The organism is Rhodococcus sp. IEGM 1305, from assembly GCF_030058635.1.
GTDB classification, from domain to species: domain Bacteria; phylum Actinomycetota; class Actinomycetes; order Mycobacteriales; family Mycobacteriaceae; genus Rhodococcus_F; species Rhodococcus_F opacus_D.
The window spans coordinates 113,673-130,520 of sequence record NZ_JASHKX010000002.1 but is presented as its reverse complement, the minus strand read 5'-3'; the positions used below and the strand labels follow the sequence as shown (position 1 = coordinate 130,520).

At 69.5% G+C, this 16,848-nt stretch carries 15 protein-coding genes; 1 reads left to right on the top strand and 14 read right to left on the bottom strand.

What is annotated here, in order from left to right; genetic code table 11:
* Positions 1–37 precede the first annotated feature (37 nt).
* The 13 genes from QM693_RS04450 to QM693_RS04390 all read right to left on the bottom strand — a co-directional run bounded on the left by QM693_RS04450 (position 38) and on the right by QM693_RS04390 (position 14,409).
* On the bottom strand, positions 38–1,672 hold the full coding sequence (locus QM693_RS04450; protein ID WP_283330781.1) for a monocarboxylic acid transporter: 1,635 nt from the start codon (positions 1,670–1,672) through the stop codon (positions 38–40).
* Positions 1,669–2,031 carry a DUF485 domain-containing protein gene (locus QM693_RS04445; protein ID WP_105414256.1) on the bottom strand — a complete coding sequence of 121 codons (363 nt, stop codon included), beginning with the start codon at positions 2,029–2,031 and terminating at the stop codon, positions 1,669–1,671. Before QM693_RS04445 ends, QM693_RS04450 begins: the two co-directional genes overlap by 4 nt.
* 184 nt (positions 2,032–2,215) lie before the next feature.
* Positions 2,216–3,973, bottom strand: a complete 1,758-nt coding sequence (locus QM693_RS04440) for a sodium/solute symporter (protein ID WP_283351538.1) — start codon at positions 3,971–3,973, stop codon at positions 2,216–2,218.
* Between the two features lie 7 nt (positions 3,974–3,980).
* Entirely contained in the window at positions 3,981–4,340 is a 360-nt protein-coding gene (locus QM693_RS04435) for a hypothetical protein (RefSeq protein WP_283351537.1), read from the bottom strand.
* The gene (locus QM693_RS04430; protein ID WP_005244000.1) at positions 4,337–5,131 is read right to left on the bottom strand and encodes a LytR/AlgR family response regulator transcription factor; all 795 of its coding nucleotides are present in this window, start codon (positions 5,129–5,131) and stop codon (positions 4,337–4,339) included. Before QM693_RS04430 ends, QM693_RS04435 begins: the two co-directional genes overlap by 4 nt.
* 33 nt (positions 5,132–5,164) lie before the next feature.
* A complete protein-coding gene (locus QM693_RS04425; RefSeq protein ID WP_280778555.1) occupies positions 5,165–6,373 on the bottom strand; it encodes a sensor histidine kinase in 1,209 nt (402 codons plus the stop codon).
* On the bottom strand, positions 6,370–6,735 hold the full coding sequence (locus QM693_RS04420) for an MmcQ/YjbR family DNA-binding protein (protein ID WP_283330778.1): 366 nt from the start codon (positions 6,733–6,735) through the stop codon (positions 6,370–6,372). Before QM693_RS04420 ends, QM693_RS04425 begins: the two co-directional genes overlap by 4 nt.
* The gene (locus tag QM693_RS04415; RefSeq protein ID WP_283351536.1) at positions 6,732–7,979 is read right to left on the bottom strand and encodes a lipase family protein; all 1,248 of its coding nucleotides are present in this window, start codon (positions 7,977–7,979) and stop codon (positions 6,732–6,734) included. The genes QM693_RS04420 and QM693_RS04415 overlap by 4 nt, the downstream gene beginning before the upstream one ends.
* Positions 7,976–9,592: a Na+/H+ antiporter gene (locus tag QM693_RS04410; RefSeq protein WP_283351535.1), complete on the bottom strand. Its 1,617-nt coding sequence runs from the start codon at positions 9,590–9,592 to the stop codon at positions 7,976–7,978. Before QM693_RS04410 ends, QM693_RS04415 begins: the two co-directional genes overlap by 4 nt.
* A gap of 106 nt (positions 9,593–9,698) precedes the next feature.
* The gene (locus QM693_RS04405) at positions 9,699–9,890 is read right to left on the bottom strand and encodes an antitoxin (RefSeq protein ID WP_005244012.1); all 192 of its coding nucleotides are present in this window, start codon (positions 9,888–9,890) and stop codon (positions 9,699–9,701) included.
* A gap of 126 nt (positions 9,891–10,016) precedes the next feature.
* The gene (locus QM693_RS04400; RefSeq protein ID WP_283351534.1) at positions 10,017–12,467 is read right to left on the bottom strand and encodes an HAD-IC family P-type ATPase; all 2,451 of its coding nucleotides are present in this window, start codon (positions 12,465–12,467) and stop codon (positions 10,017–10,019) included.
* A gap of 50 nt (positions 12,468–12,517) precedes the next feature.
* Positions 12,518–13,633, bottom strand: coding sequence for an MBL fold metallo-hydrolase (locus tag QM693_RS04395; RefSeq protein WP_283351533.1), 1,116 nt, complete (start codon positions 13,631–13,633; stop codon positions 12,518–12,520).
* A 44-nt stretch (positions 13,634–13,677) separates the two neighbouring features.
* Complete coding sequence (locus QM693_RS04390) at positions 13,678–14,409, bottom strand: enoyl-CoA hydratase (RefSeq protein WP_283351532.1); 732 nt, start codon at positions 14,407–14,409, stop codon at positions 13,678–13,680.
* 144 nt (positions 14,410–14,553) lie between these two features.
* Between QM693_RS04390 and QM693_RS04385 the strand changes: the two genes are divergently transcribed.
* Positions 14,554–15,663, top strand: a complete 1,110-nt coding sequence (locus QM693_RS04385; protein WP_283351531.1) for an NAD(P)-binding domain-containing protein — start codon at positions 14,554–14,556, stop codon at positions 15,661–15,663.
* Here QM693_RS04385 and QM693_RS04380 read toward each other — a convergent pair.
* Positions 15,656–16,756 (bottom strand): lipase family protein, encoded by a 1,101-nt coding sequence (locus QM693_RS04380; protein WP_283351530.1) that lies wholly within the window; start codon positions 16,754–16,756, stop codon positions 15,656–15,658. The genes QM693_RS04385 and QM693_RS04380 overlap by 8 nt on opposite strands.
* Between the last annotated feature and the right edge of the window lie 92 nt (positions 16,757–16,848).

Sequence of the window (16,848 nt, the reverse complement as noted above, 5' to 3'; positions counted from 1 at the left end):
CCGCGGGCGGTTAATAAGTACTCACAGGCCGAAGGCATTAGTGGGAGACGGCCTTCTCCACACCGACACCGGTGAGAGAGCGGACCTCCATCTCGGCCTGCTTGGCGGGATCCTCCGTCTTGCCGCGGCCGATGTAGGTGCCGACGATGCCGAGAACGAACGCCAGCGGGATGGAGACGATGCCCGGGTTGGCGAGCGGGAAGTAGTCGAAGTCGGCGTTCGGGAACATCGACGACGGCTTGCCGGACACGGCCGGGGAGAACGCGATCAGCAGGAGGCAGCTGACCAGGCCGCCGTAGATGCTGAACAGGGCGCCGGTGGTGTTGAACTTCTTCCAGAACAGCGAGTACAGCAGCGTCGGCAGGTTGGCCGAGGCAGCGACCGCGAAGGCGAGCGCCACCAGGAACGCGATGTTCTGGCCCATGGCCATGATGCCGAGGACGATCGACACGAGACCGATCACGACGACCGTGATCCGGGAAACCCGCACCTGGGACTCTTCCGACGCGTGTCCGCGCTTGATGACGCTGGCGTAGATGTCGTGGGCGAACGACGCGGACGCCGTGATCGCCAGCCCCGCCACGACCGCGAGGATCGTTGCGAACGCGACCGCGGAGATGATCGCCAGGAAGATGGTGCCGCCCAGTTCGAACGCGAGCAGCGGCGCCGCCGCGTTCTCCTTGCCGGGTGCTGCGAGGATGACGTCGGGGCCGACCATCTTGGCGGCACCGTAGCCGAGGACGAGCGTGAACAGGTAGAACGCGCCGATCAGTCCGATCGCCCAGGTGACGGAGCGGCGGGCTTCCTTGGCGGTGGGGACGGTGTAGAACCGCATCAGCACGTGCGGCAGGCCCGCGGTGCCGAGGACGAGTGCGATGCCGAGCGAGATGAAGTCGAGCTTGCTCATCGAGCTGATGCCGTACTTGGCGCCGGGAGCGAGGATGTCGCGGCCCGCGATGGCCTCGTTCGTGGAAGTGCTGACCGTCGCCTGGGCGTCGGCGAGCAGCTGGGAGAAGTTGCCGCGCACCGCGAACAGCACGAGGAAGAACATGATGCCGGCTCCGGCGACCAACAGCACCGCCTTGACCATCTGCACGTAGGTGGTGCCCTTCATGCCGCCGACGAGCACGTACACGATCATCAGCACACCCACGACCGCGACGACGACGCCCTGACCGACCTTGCCGTCGATGTTCAGCAGCAGGGCGACGAGTCCGCCGGCTCCTGCCATCTGCGCGAGCAGGTAGAACAACGAGACCACCAGTGTGGACAGCGCCGCGGCCATCCGCACGGGACGCTGCTTGAGGCGGAAGCTCAGCACGTCCGCCATCGTGAACCGGCCGGTGTTGCGGAGCAGTTCCGCGACCAGCAGCAGGGCCACCAGCCAGGCGACGAGGAAGCCGACCGAGTACAGGAAGCCGTCGTAGCCGTACACGGCGATGGCGCCGGCGATGCCGAGGAACGAGGCGGCCGACAGGTAGTCGCCGGCGATGGCGAAACCGTTCTGCGGTCCGGAGAACTGACCGCCGCCGGTGTAGAAGTCCGAGGCCTTCTTGGTGGTGCGGCTCGCCCGGATCACGATGGTCATCGTGATCACGACGAACGCCACGAAGATGGCGATGTTGAGGAGCGGGTTGCCGACGTCGGTGCCGACTGCGAGCGTGGTGATCACTTGAGGGGTCCTTCCAGCTCGTCGCGGATCGCGGCGGAGCGCGGGTCGAGTTCCCGGTTGGCGAACTTGACGTACAGCGCGGTGATCACGAACGTGGTCACGAACTGGCCGAGACCGAGGATGATGCCGAGGTTGATGTTGCCGATCACCTTGGTGGCCATGAACTCGGGCGCGTACGTGGCCAGCAGGACGTACGCCGCGTACCAGGCGAGGAAGAACGCCGTCATCGGGAAGACGAAACTACGCAGGCGGTGTCGCAACTCCTGGAACTCGGGGCTCGCCTGCATGTCTACGAAGGCTTGCGCATCAGGAGCGCTCCGCTTCTGCGGTGCGCCCTCACTGAGATCGGCTGTGGTCACTGCAGACTCCTTGGTCGTGTGAAGTGAACTGGTTACCGACGTTAGTGAGAGTTGAGTCACAGAAATAGGTTGTGGTGTCTGTCACACGGCGAGCTGCCGGACTGTGCGCCGAACGGTCACCCGACCGCGACAAGCGGCTCCGCCACCCGTGCGCCTTTCTGGTTGCGGGAGCTACCAAAAAGGCTCACGGGGAGCGGAGCTCCCTCTCGCGGTCGGAGCCCACCTCGAGGCGCTCGGGGGCGTGCATGCGGGTGAAGATCCGGCTGAGGTCGGCGGGAATCTGACGCTTCGTCACCTTGCTGACCAGCACCATCGTGACGAAGGCCAGCGGAACGCTGACGGCGGCCGGATACGCGACCATCGCCGCGGGCCAGCCGTTCCAGACGTCGACGGTGAAGCCGCCGAGCACCGAGATCCCGGCGGCACAGCCGGCGACGAGCCCGCCTGCGACCATCCCGGCACCAGCCCCGGCGGCGGTCAGACCACGCCACCAGATGCCGAGCACGAGCAGCGGGCAGAGGGTCGACGCCGCGACCGCGAACACCAGCCCCACCGTGCGCGACAGGTCCAGCGACGTCACCGCCAGCGACAGCACCAGCGGCACCGCCCCGGCCAGGACTGCGGCGATGCGGAAGTCCCGGATCCGTCCGCGTAGGACGTCGGTGCTGAGGACCCCGGCGATGCTGACGAGCAGACCGGACGACGTGGACAGGAACGCCGCGATGGCCCCGGCGGCCACCAGTGCGGCGAGGAGTTGCCCGGCCCACCCGGAGATCACGGAGCCGGGCAGCAGCAGGACCGCGGCGTCGGACGTGCCGGTGATGAGCAGTTGCGGCACGTACAGCCGGGCGAACACCCCGAGCAGCGTCGGGAACAGGTAGAACACTCCGAGCAGCCCGACCACGGCCAGCGACGTCAGCCGCGCGGCCCGCCCGTCGGGGTTGGTGTAGAACCGGACGAGCACGTGCGGCAGCCCGAGCGTGCCGAGGAACGTGGCGAGGATCAGCGAGTACACCTGGTACATCGGGTGGTCGCCGCCGAATCCCCAGCCGGGGGCGATCCAGTCGGAGTTGTCGGCGGGAGCGCCCGCGACCACGGGCACCGGGGCGCCCGCCTCGAGGGTCATCGACGTGCCCTCGCCGAGGTGATGCTCGCCCGGCTCGAGGAGAACGTCACCGGTCGCCGCGGCCCCGTCGATCGTCCCCGACCCGCCGACGGTCACCGGTTCGGACACCTGCACGACGACGTCGGTGGTGATGTCGACGGTGGTCTGTTCGCTCACGGTGGGGGGTGCGGCCGCGCCCAGCTCGTGGTGGTCGCCGAAGAAGTACACCGACAGCACCAGCGCCGGGATCGCGACCGCGGTGAGTTTGAGCCAGTACTGGAAGGCCTGGACGAATGTGATGGACCGCATGCCGCCACCCACCACGTTGGCGATGACGATGAGCCCGACGACGACGGCCCCGACCCAGGTCGGCACCCCGAGCAGGATGTTCAGGGTCAGCCCTGCGCCCTGGAGTTGCGGGACGAGGTACAGCGCGCAGACGGCGGCGACGACGAGCATCGCGAGGGTGCGGAGCCGGCGGGAGCCGAGCCGGAACTCGGCGAAGTCGGGCACCGTGTACGCGCCGGAGCGTCGCAGCGGTGCGGCGACGAACAGCAGCAGCCCGAGGTAGCCGGCCGTGAACCCGATCGGGTACCAGAGGGCGTCCGCACCGTATTTCGCGATGAGGCCGGCGACGCCGAGAAAGGATGCGGCCGAGAGGTACTCGCCGGAGATGGCGGCGGCGTTCCACCGCGGTCCGACGCTGCGGGACGCGACGAGGAAGTCGGAGGTGGTGCGCGCCAACCGCACTCCGTAGATGCCGATGGCCACCGTCGCGATCGCGGCGGCGGCGAGCCCGGCCAGGGTCAGCCAGGGAATGGGTTGGTCGGGGGTCACGGGATGCTCAGTCGTCCACCAGGTCGGCGAATTCCTGTTCGTTGCGCTCGGCCTGCCGCACGTAGATCCAGCCGGTGGTCAGGAGCACCGGGTACACGAGCGCCCCGAGCACCACCCACGGCAGCCGGATCCCCAGCACCGCCACGTCCGACAACGCCGGGAACAGGAACATCACGAGCGGCACCGCCCACAGCAGGCACGCCGCGAGGAGCGCGAGCCTGACGGCCAGCACGAGCTGGGTGCGCACGAGCCCCCGGATCATCGCGTCCCCGACCGCGGTCTGTTCCTGCACCTCGACGCGGGTGCGGACGATCCGCGCACCGCGGCGCTGGGCGAGGACGACCCGCACCCGCTCGGGCGAACTCATCGCGCGGTCCAGGTTTGCTTCGGCGCCCGGACCAGCCGGTCCTTGAGCATCCGGGTGTGCCTGCGGCTGACGGGCAGTTCGACGGGCGGGTGGTCGCCGTGCGCGCGGAGGCACACGACGAGACCGTTGCCGACGGTCCGGATTCCGGTGACCCGCGGCAACGCGACGAGGTACGAGCGGTGGACCCGCAGGAACCCGGCGTCCGCCCAGCGCGTCTCGAGCGCCGAGATGGGGATGCGGACGAGGTGGGAGCCGTCCGCGGTGTGCAGTCGGGCGTAGTCGCCGTCCGCTTCGACCCACTCGACGGAGGACCGGTGCACGAGTGTGGTGATACCGCCGAGTTCGACCGGGATCACCTCGTCGGTGGGGGCGGCCGGTCCCGCGTCGACCCGCCGGCGGCGCCCCTCGACGATGCGGCGCACGGATTCCGCCAGCCGCTCCTCGCGCAGGGGTTTGAGGAGATAGTCGACGGCTCCGAGGTCGAAGGCGGCGACGGCCCGGTCGTCGTGGGCGGTCACGAACACCACCTGCGGTGGGGACGCGAAATTCGCGAGGATCCCGGCCAGCTCGAGTCCGTCGAGTCCGGGCATGTTGATGTCGAGGAAGACGGCGTCGATCTCGCCGTCGCGGAGGATGCGCAGCGCCGTGGTGGCATCTCCCGCGGTCCGGATGTCCCCGACCGCGTCCTGGGCGCGCAGCAGGAACGCCAGCTCGTCGAGGGCGGGTTTCTCGTCGTCGACGGCCAGCACGGTGAGGGGTGCGTCCGGAGACTTGTCGTCAGTGTGGTTCACAACGACAGCAATCGTCGCACGGACCCTCCCTGTTCATGTCGAGATCCCCCGCCGGAACTTCGGGACACGCATGCTCACCTTGGTGCCCGCACCGGGGGCGGTCTCCACCACGAGTCCGTAGTCGTCGCCGAACGCGGCGCGCAGGCGGTCGTCGACGTTGGCGAGCCCGACGTGCGCCGCCTCCTTCACCCCCGACGTCTCGGCCACCGAGTCCAGCGACCCCGACCGCAGCAGTTCGGGATCCATGCCGACGCCGTCGTCCTCGACGCTGATCACGCAGTCGGTGCCCTCGTCGGCGGCGACGATGCTGACGGTGCCGCCGTCCGGTTTGGCGGCGATTCCGTGCCGCACCGCGTTCTCGACCAGCGGTTGCAGCGCGAGGAACGGCAGCACCACGTTCAGCACCTCCGGCGCCACCTGCAATTTCACGGCGAGGGCGTCGCCGAACCGGGCGCGCTCGAGGGTGAGGTACCGGTCGATGTTGCGCAGTTCGTCGGCGAGCAGGGTGAATTCCCCCGCCGAACGGAACGAGTACCGCGTGAAGTCGGCGAACTCGAGGATCAGCTCCCGGGCGCGATCGGGGTCGGTGCGGACGAACGACGCCACCGTGTTCAGCGCGTTGTAGATGAAATGGGGGCTGATCTGTGCGCGCAGCGCCCGGACCTCGGCGCGGTCGAGTCGGGCGCGGGACGCGTCGAGGTCGGCGAGTTCGATCTGGCTGCACGCGTACCGGGCGACTTCCGTGACGGCGCCGAGCATGCCCGGGCCGGGGTCTTCCGTGGTGACGATGCCGAGGACCCCGACCACGCCGATGGCCTCGATGAGCAGGGGCTGGGCGATCAACCCTCGCACCGCGTTGTCACCCGCGCCCCGGACGAGGCCGCCGTACGCGACGAGCACCCGACGCTCCCCGTCGACGGCGCGGGCGGCCGCGTCGTGCAGTTGTTCGGTCATGGCCTCGTGCGGTCCGCTCCACGCGAGGAGGTCACCGCCGGCGTCGAAGACACCCAGCGCCTGCGCGCCGGTCAGCTGGCGAAGGTGCGGCGCGGCCTCCTCCGCTGACGTCTCGTCCAGCCCCCGCCGCAACGGCCGCGCCGCCAGCGACGCCGTGTGGAGGGTCGTGTGAACGGCCCGTTCGGTGGGTGTCGTCAGCTCGCGCCGGGCGCGCAGCCACACGGCGGTGAACGCGACGACGGGAATGAGGACGAGCAACGCGACGACGGCGACGACGGTTCCCGTCATTCGCCGGCGTCCAGTCGGGCGATCAGGGTTTTCGGGGCGACGGCGCGGTAGGCGTCCTCGACGATGTCGGCGACGTCGTCCCAGTCCTGCGGGACGTCGAGATAGACGCCGATCCACCCGCGTCCCCCGACGTACGGCGGGACGAAGAACCTGCCGGGGTCACGCTGCACCCAATCCTGCTGCGCGCCCGGCGGAGCCGCCGCCCAGAACGCCACCCGGTCGTCGTGGTGGCGGTCGGCGAGTGACGCGAACTGCGGCGCCTTGCGGACGAACCACGCCGGTTCGCCGTGACTGACCCGTTCCGTCGCCTCGGGCAGGGCGAGGCACAGCGTCCGCAGCCGTTCGAGGTCGGCTTTCTTCACGGTGTTCCTCCCTCGGGACACGTGTCGGGGGCGGGCACGTCGGCAAAGCGGTCGGCGATCCACTGCACCGCGCCGGGGACGGAGCGCCCGTCGGCGTGCCCTTCCCCGGGCCGGGAGTCGAACTCGACGATGTCGCCGAGTGCGCACGCGCGGTCGACGGCCTGCGAAGTCCATTGCGGCAGAATGAGGTTGTCCCGCTCTCCCACCACGACGAGCATCGGCCCGCCCGCGCCGTTCTTCGGCACGGCGATGTCCTCGAGCCATCCTCGCATGCGCTCGGCGTCGGCCTCCGTCCGCGGTCCCGTGTCGGCCGGGGTGAGTTGGGTTGCCACCGTCCACTTCTCGGGGAGTTTCGCGGCGACGCACGACAGCGTGACGTCGGGTGTGGCGGCGAGGGCGCCGCGCATGTAGTCGTCCGGATTCAGCTCGGGGTGCACCACCTTCAGTCCCTCGAGGAGGTACGGGAGGAACATCTTCTGCGGCAACGACAGTGGTTCGACGGTCCCGTCGGCGACGATCCCCGACAGATCGGCCGCGGGTGACAGGTTCGCCGAGCCGACGAACTCGAGCCCGTCGCCGTAGTTCTCGGCGTGCTCGGCCGCGGACCACGACGCCTGACCGCCCTGCGAGACCCCGATCGCCGCCCAGCGCGTCGACGCCTCCGGCACCACGTTGCGCGCGGCCCGGACCGCGTCGATCAGGTCGTAGGCGGCGGTGTCGGGTTCGAGGTAGGGATGCGGGCCGTCGGTGCCGAGTCCCTGGTAGTCGGTGACGGTCACGACGTAGCCCCGCTGCAGCAGCGGGCGGACGAGGTTCGTCGTGCCCAGCAGGGTCGGTGACGACGAGGGGGCGCACTCGTCGGTGACGCCCGTGGTGCCGTGCCCGACCGTGACGACGGGCCTGCCGCCGTCCGGTGCGGGGCCGGCCGGAGTGAACACCGTGCCCACGACCTCCGAGCCGCCGCCGTCGACACCGGACGTCGACCGGTAGACGACCCGTGTGGCCGTCGCGCCGAGGGCGGTGATCGCCGGATCGATGTCGGGCACCGGCTCCTGGCTGATCAGAGCGCCACGCTGATCCCCTGTCGGCGCCTGCGGAACGGAAGGGGCGGAGGGTGCGGCCACCGAGGTGGTGGGAGATGGGCTCGGGGACGCCTCGTCCGTGGTGCAAGCGGTCAGCGCCACGACAGCGGTAAGTGCGACCACGGCGGTTCGCACCGGACGCACACCCACCTCGCACCTCATTCGCGACGTCTCCGCACCCGCTCCTCGGCTGCTGCCTCCTCCACATCGAGGCCTTCCAACACGCTACGCATCACCTCGTCGTCGAGCGTTCCCGCGTCGCGGGCGGCGATGATCGCCTCGCGCTGCGCGCGCAGGGCGGCGCGACGGTAGTGGTCGAACAGTGCGCCGGCCCGCTGCTTCTCCGCGGCGTCCTCCGCCTCCTCGGCCTGGAGCCTGGCCCGCATCGACCGCCGCACCCGTTCGAGGATGTCGGTCAGGTCGGCTCGGTCGATTCCCTCCGGCGGGTGTTCGGTGAAGTCGACGAGCGCCCGTTCGCCTGCGTCGCGGGAGATCGCGCGGGCCAGTTTCACCTGTTCCTCCTCGCGCTCGCGTTCGCCGGGATCCGCCAGATCGAGTTTCCGGATCAGCAGCGGCATGGTGGCACCTTGGATCAGTAGCGTGCCGACGGCCACGACGAACGCGATCGCCTGGATCACCTCGCGTCCCGGGAACGGCTGTCCGCTCGCGATCACCACGGGCACACCGGACGCGGCGGCGAGGGTGACGACCCCGCGCATCCCCGCCCAGGACACGACGAGGCTTTCCCGCCACCCGAGTTCCACCGAGCCGCCGGGCGCCTCGATCGCCAGCCCGACTCGGCGGCGCAGCCAGTGCAGCAGGATCCACGCCGGCCGTATCGCCATGACCACGGCGAGGACCGCGAAGCCGTAGAAGAAGACGTGGTGCACCGGTAGGCCCTGGTCGCGGACGTCGTCGATGACGAACTTCAGTTGCAGTCCCATGTAGGCGAACACGAACATCTCGAGCAGGAGATCGACGCTCTCCCACAGCGACCGTTCCTGGATGCGGGTGGCCACGGAGGCGTCGGTGGCCTTGTGCCCCATCAGGAACCCCGCGGCGACCACCGACAGCACACCGGACGCGTGCACCTCCTCGGCGGCGAGGTAGGCGGCGAACGGGAGCATCAGCCCCAGCACCGTTTCCAGCGGGGAGTCGTACATGCGATGGCGCACCCACTCGACGATCTTCGCGAGCACCAGCCCGATCAGGACCCCGCCGACCACCTCGTAGCCGAAGAACACGACGGGATGGACCGGGATCTTCGCCCCGACGACGGCGGAGACGGCGACGGTGAACACGGTCAGCGCGGTGGCGTCGTTGACGAGTCCCTCGCCGGTGAGGATTGCGATCACCCGGTTCGGCAGGCCGAGCCTGCGGCCGACCGCGACGGCACTGACCGCGTCCGTCGGCGCGACGACGGCGCCGAGGACCAGCGCGGCGCCGAGGGTGAATTCGGGGACCAGCCAGTTGGCGAAGAAGGCCACCCCGATGGCGGTCGCCAGGACGGTGAAGATCCCCAGCCGGAGAATCGGTGCGAGGTGGCGCCGGAACGTGGCCACCGAGAACTTGAGCGCCGCGGAGTACAGCAGCGGCGGCAGCACCACACCGAGGATCGCGTCCGGGTCCAGTTCGAGCCGCGGCATCCCGGGGATGAACGACGCCACCGACCCGATGGTGACGAGGACCAGCGGCGCCTGGAGGTCGCGGCGCTTCGCGAAACTCGTCACGGCAATGGCCGCGATGATGACGAGGAGCACGAGGACGCCGTTCACGACACCGATTCTGCCGCGCCCGCCCGCCGTGTGCGGGTCATCTCCGAAGACGCGCGTGGGCCCCGGTCCGAGAACCGGGGCCCACGCGCGTCTGTACGAGAAGTGTTCACTCCTTCGGAGGAACAGCCTTCTTCGCCGCGTCGGCGGCCTTGTCGATCTTGTCGCTGTACTTGCCGCCGGTCTTGCTGTCCGCGACGTCGGCGGCCTTGTCGATGGCGCCGTGAACCTTGTCCGCGTTCTGCGAAGCGGCTTCCCTCCCCTTGCCGAGCAGGCCCTTCAGTGTGTCGACGAAACTCATCGTTCTTCCTCCTCCGGTGCATGCGCACGCACTGTCCGCGCGAGTTCGATCACTCGCCGTGCCACCAGTCTCACAGCATTGACTCGGCGACGCCAACCGTTCGAATCGTCGCGAGCGGTACTCGCGTCAGTGCACGCCCGGCAGGTCTTCCGGCGCGGCGAACAGGCGGCGATGCTCACCGTGCAGGCGGCCCGTCACCCACCAACCGATCTCGACGAGAACCACTCCCACGAGCCCGCAGACGAGCGCGGACGTGGTGGCTCCGACGTTCGTCGGATCGAGCTTGAAGAACTCCCGTGTGAACGGCAACGCGAACAGGATGAGATATCCCGCTACGGATCCGAAGATCAGCACCAGTTTCCACCACACGTACGGCCGCGCGACCACCGCCAGCACCCACAGCGCGATCATGATGAGCGTGATCAGTGCCGACGTGCTCGCCTGGACCTTCTCCGTCTCCGTCTGATCCGGTCCCGCGTAGACGAGAAGATACGAAATGAACGTCGTGACACCGATGATCACGCCCGACGGCACGGCGAGACGCATCACGCGCGGCACGAACCCGGAGCGCGCCCGCTCGTTGTTCGGGGCCAGCGACAGGATGAACGCGGGAATGCCGATGGTGAACCAGGCGGCGATCGTCACGTGCCGCGGCAGGAACGGATACGGCACGGGCTCGAAGTGGAAGATCTGCGACAGCACACCGGTAATGCCGATGAGGAACGCCAGCAGCACCGAGTACACGGTCTTGGTGAGGAACAGGTTCGAGACGCGTTCGATGTTGCCGATCACCCGACGGCCCTCACCCACCACGTAGGGCAGGGTCGCGAACTTGTTGTCCAGCAACACGATCTGCGCCACCGCGCGGGTGGCGGGGCTGCCCGAGCCCATCGACACCCCGATGTCGGCGTCCTTGAGGGCGAGCACGTCGTTGACACCGTCGCCCGTCATCGCGACGGTGTGCCCGCGAGATTGCAGGGCCCCCACCATCTCCCGCTTCTGATCGGGGCGCACGCGGCCGAACGTGGTGGACGTCTCCAGGGTCTCGGCGAGGGCGTCGCGGTCGTCGGGCAGTGCGCGGGCGTCGACGGGACGGTCGCCGCCGGGCAGTCCGAGCGATCCGGCCACCGCACCGACCGACACGGCGTTGTCCCCCGAGATGACCTTCACCGTGACGTTCTGGCTCGCGAAGTACTCGAGGGTGCCGCGGGCGTCGGGACGCACCCGCTGCTCCAGGATCACCAGTGCCCGGGGTGTGATCGCGCCCGGCGCCGCGGGGTGGTCGACCGGAACGTCGCAACTGCCGAGCAGGAGCACCCGCAGTCCCGAGGACCCCACGTCCTCGGCTTGCCGGGCCATGTCGCTGCCGGGGTCGAGCAGCACGTCCGGCGCACCGAGGACCCAGTTGCCGTGGGCGCCGTACGACTGCCCGCTCCACTTCTTGGCAGACGAGAACGGTGCGTCCGCCGTAGCGTCACCCCACCCGGGGTCGTCGGGAAACGCCTCCTTGATCGCGAGGACACTGGCGTTCGGCCGCGGGTCGGACGCCGCCATCGCGGCGAGGGCCGCACGGGACGGTGCAGTGTCGGCGCTGTCGGCGCAACGCAGTTCGGACAGCCGCATGCCGTTCTCGGTGAGCGTTCCGGTCTTGTCGGCGCACACCACGTCGACGCGCGCGAGACCTTCGATGGCGGGCAGCTCCTGCACGAGGCACTGCCGCTGACCGAGCCGGACCACCCCGACCGCGAACGCGATCGACGTCATCAGCACCAGTCCCTCGGGGACCATCGGGACCAGCGCGGCCACCATCCCGCTCAGCGCAGGCCGGATCGACTCGCCGCTGGAGAACAACTGGTTGTAGATGATCAGCAGTCCCGCCGGAATCATCAGGTACGTGATGAATTTCAGGATCTTGTCGATGCCGCTGCGCAATTCCGAGTGCACGAGCGTGAACTTGCTGGCCTCGTCCGCGAGCTTGGCGGCGTACGCGTCGCTTCCGACCTTCGTGGCGCGGTAGCAGCCGCTGCCGGACGCGACGAAGCTTCCCGACAGCACCTGCTGGCCGGCGTCCTTGTGCACGGGGTCGGCCTCACCGGTGAGAAGGGATTCGTCGATGTCGAGGGACATCGCCTCCACCACGACACCGTCGACGACGATCTGGTCGCCGGCGCCGAGTTCGATGATGTCGTCGAGCACGACCTCCCGGGGTGCCATCGCGACGGCGGCCCCGTCGCGGCGCACCACCGGTTTGGTCTGGCTGACGATCGCAAGTTTGTCGAGGGTCCGCTTGGCCCGCACTTCCTGGATGATGCCGATCCCGCTGTTGGCGATGATCAGCAGGCCGAACATGCCGTCAATGATCGAACCGGTGGCCAGCACGATGATCAGGAGGACACCGAGGATCGCGTTGATCCGGGTGAACACGTTGGCGCGCACGATGTCGCGTACCGATCGACTGGCCCGATCGGGCACGTCGTTGGTCTTGCCTGCCGCCACCCGCTCCGCCACCTGGGCGGCCGTCAGCCCCTCCACTGCGACGACTGCAACGTAGTCGGTGCCCGTTTCGTCGTATGCCATGGTCAAAGGCTACGCAACGCGGCTTCGCTCGGAGGGGATGCGCGCCGGACTCAGCCGAGCGCGGACCACCACGGTGTCTGGGCCGTCGGCTTCAACGCGTCGATGCGCTGTCCGGGCATCGGGACGGCCACCGGGGTGCCCTTGTCCTGCGCGGCGGCGAGCAACCGGACGATCGGCTCGGACCACGAGTGGAACGCGAGATTGAACGTGGCCCAGTGCACCGGAACCAGCAGTCCACGGGTGCCGTCGCCGCCGTTGAGGTCGGCGTGCGTCTGCACCGCCTCCTCCGGGTTCATGTGGATGTCGGCCCACCGCGTGTCGTAGGCGCCGACGGGCAGGAGTGTGAGATCGAACGGTCCGTACCGGCGGCCCAGGTCGGCGAATCGCGGCGTATACCCGCTGTCGCCTCCGAAGAACACCTTCCGGTTGGGTCCGGCGAGCACCCACGACGCCCACTGGGTGGTGTTCCGCACCAGCCCGCGGCCGGAGAAGTGCCGGGCCTCGGTGCACGTGAGCGTGAGTTCGCCGAGTGTGGTCGACTCGTCCCAGTCGAGTTCCACGATCCGCTCCTCCGGCACCCGCCACTGACGCAGGTGCGCGCCGAGCCCCACCGGAACGACGAACGGCGCCTTCTGGGTGGCGGCGAGTTGCTGCACGGTGGCCATGTCGAGGTGGTCGTAATGGTCGTGCGAGATGACGATGGCGTCCAGAACGGGCAGGTCGGCCAGCGGCACCGGGGTCGGGTGCATGCGGGACGGACCGAGAATCGCGGACGGCGACACGCGATGACTCCACACCGGGTCGGCCAGCACCCGGTACCCGTCGACCTCGACGAGCACGCTCGAATGGCCGTACCAGGTGACCGCTGCGTCGGCGGCCTCGACGGGCGCGAGGGGTGTGGCGAGCGGGATCGGCCTGCGCGGGCGGCCCGCGCTGCCCCGCGTGATCAGTGCCTTGACGATCCCGGACTCCGATCCGGGCATCATCGTGCTGCTCGGATCGGTGTTGTGGAACTGCCGGTCGCGGTACCGCGGCGACGTCGCGGCGTACGGGCGCACCTTGGCACGCGACGCACCGATCTGAGACGGAAGCCCCCACGCGGCCCGCGTCAGCCACCCGAGGGCGGCGGTGGCCAGAACTGTCGTCACAGCGTTCTTCGCTTTCACCCCGACAACTGTAACCACGCGTGCGGGAAAGGTGCGGCGAGCGGCTACTGACCCCGGAACACCGGCGGACGCTTCTCGGCGCGCGCGGCGCGCGCTTCCTGCGCGTCGTAGCTCTTCCACGCCGCATGCAACGCCGCGAGCTGCTCGGGCGGCGGCGGGCTCTGGGTGCCGTCGTCGTTGAGCACCATCTTGAGGTGTTGCAGCGACAGCGGCGCCAGGCGCGCGATCGAGTGCGCCCACTGCCGCGCGACGGCGAGGTCGCCGCGCTTGTTGGCGAGGCCGTGCCCGAGCGCCTCGTCGGCGCCGACCTCTTCCGCGCCGAGCAGGATCGTTCGTGCCGGTCCGCCGCCGATCAGGGCGGCCAGACGGTGCACCGTCCACCGGTCCACGGAGATGCCGAGCTTGGCGGCCGGGATGGCGAAGCGCGCCTCGGGAGCGACCACACGCAGATCCGCGGCGAGCGCCAGTTGGCTGCCCGCGCCGATCGCGGGGCCGTTGATCGCGGCGATGACGGGGACGGGCACCGAGTCGATGGTGTGCAGCATCTCGAGCAGGGTGTCCGTGAATCCGTCGGCGTACACGTCGCCCGACAGGTCGGCGCCGGCGCAGAACGCGCTGCCCTGCCCTGTGAGGACGATCACCCGCGCGCCGTCGGTGACGGACTTCTCGGTTTCCTCCCGCAGGAGTTCGCAGATCTCGGTGTTCAACGCATTGCGACGGTCGGGGCGTTGCAGTTCGAGGGTGAAGACGTCGCCGTCACGACTCGTCCCGATCATGTCCACTCGCTTTCTTCGTGATTGCTGTCCACTGACGAATTCTCCCCTGCCCACCCGACTGGACGTCTGTCAGCCAACCACAACCGAATCGGCCGGAACACACGAGGCTCTCCGGTAGTTGTGAGGGTGGAGGTGAGGACCGACATGAACAGCGATGTGGACGTGGCCGTGATCGGCGCGGGGCAGGCGGGGCTGTCTGCCGCCTACTATCTGCGCAGGTTCGGGGTGGAACCGGAATCCGGTTTCGTGGTGCTCGATCACGCCCCGGGGCCCGGCGGCGCGTGGCAGTTCCGGTGGCCGTCATTGACACTGAGCACCGTCAACGGTGTCCACGACCTTCCCGGGCTCGGCTTCGCCGACACGATCGGCGTGGACCCGAACGACCCGGAGGCCGCACTGGTGCATGCGGCGGCCGCGGTTCCCCAGTACTTCGCGACGTACGAGAAACAGTTCGAACTGCCGGTGCACCGTCCCGTGCACACGCGGGTGGTGTGTGCCCGCGGCGAGCGTCTGCGGATCGAGACCGACCGCGGCGTCGTATCGGCCCGCGGTCTGATCAACGCGACGGGTACGTGGGAACGCCCCTTCATTCCCCGGTACCCCGGCGCCGAGTCGTTCGCCGGCCGCCAAGTGCACACCAAGGACTACTCCTCGGCGCAGGACTTCGCGGGACAGCACGTGCTCGTCGTCGGCGGCGGCATCTCGGCGGTGCAGTTGCTGGACGAGATCTCCCGCGTCACGACCACCACCTGGGTGACGCGCCGCCCGCCGGAGTTCCGGGACGAGCCGTTCACGCCCGAGATCGGCCGCGCCGCCGTCGCTCTCGTCGAGGACCGGGTCCGTCGCGGGCTGCCGCCGGGCTCGGTGGTGTCGGTGACGGGCCTGCCCGTGACGCCTGCGATCCGCGCCGCCCGCGAACGCGGGGTGCTGGCGCGGCAGCCGATGTTCAGCGAGATCACCGCGGACGGCGTCCGGTGGTCCGACGGCCGCGAACTGGAGGTCGATGTGATCCTGTGGTGCACCGGGTTTCGCAGTTCACTCGATCATCTTGCCCCGCTGCGGCTGCGCGGGCCGGGCGGCGGGATCACGATGACGGGACGCCTGGCCACCCAGGTGGCGTCGGATCCGCGGATTCATCTCGTGGGCTACGGACCGTCGTCGTCGACGATCGGCGCGAACCGGGCCGGGCAGGCCGCGGCCCGCGAGCTCACCCGGCACCTCGGCGTGCCGGCCGGATCGGCGCGCCCTACCTGATCAGCGAGGCGATGAACGCCGCTTGGTCGGGGCCGGCCTGGTACATGCTGCCGAAGTGACCACCCGAGTACACCCGATAGTCGAGAGCTGTTCCTGCACTATGCATCTCGGAGACCAGCTTCTCCGTCAGCGGGATCGGCACCGAAGCGTCGGTGACCCCCTGCACGAGCAGCAGCGGACGGTCGTACCCCGCGACCGGGACCGCGAGATATTCGCGCAGCGCGTCCTGCAGCGCCGGGACGTCGAGTGCCCGCGACAGCATCTGCGCCACCGACACGTTCCGGGTCATGGCCGCGAACTGCCGGAACGGTACTTCGGGAGCAGCGTCCACGAACTGCTTCCCGACCGGCGTCAGATAGCTGTCGATGTCCAGCTCCGGATACGCGTCACGGACCCCGGCGATCAGATACGAGATGTACACGGTGAGTCCGGCGAGGCCCTGCGGCGGAAACGAGGGACCGCTCCAGTTCGCCACCATCTCGATGTTCGACGGCACCCCGTTGGCGACTGCCCCGCGGTAGTCGAGTTCCGGCGCGTACGACGTGGCGGCGTGTGCGGCGAACACCGCGGCCTGCCCGCCCTGGGACAGCCCGACCGCCATCCACGTGGCGGAGAGGTCGGCGTCGACCTCGCGGGCGGCGCGCACGGAGTCCACGACGCTGCGCCCGGCGACCTTCCCGTCGAGGTAGGGCGGCACCCCGGGGGTGCCCAGGCCCACGTAGTCGGTGGCGGCGACGGCGTAACCGAGTTGCAGCCAGCTGCTCACGTAGTCGGAGGATTCCCTGTCGACCCCGGTCACGGAGGGTGCGTCGGCGTCGGAGTCCCCGACCGTTCCGTGCGCCCACGCGATGACGGGCCAGCCCCCGGCGGGCGGTGAACCGGGCGGCACGAACACCATTCCGGTGCACGGGGTGATGCCGTGCCGGTCGGTGGTCAGGTACGTCATCCGGTAGGCACTGCCGGTTCCGCGGAGCCAGAGCTCCGCCGGCAATTCGGACGAGGCGACGACCGTGCCGGGGCTCGATCCGGCCCGCAGCGGATCCGCACCGACAGTTGGTGCCCACAGCACGCTGACCAGTGCGAGCAACGCCACGATGCGCCACCACCTCCGCACCTCTCAACGGTAGCTGGGTGGGGGTGGCGCAGTACTGTGAATCGTCCACCCGCAGGGGACGGGCGGACGAA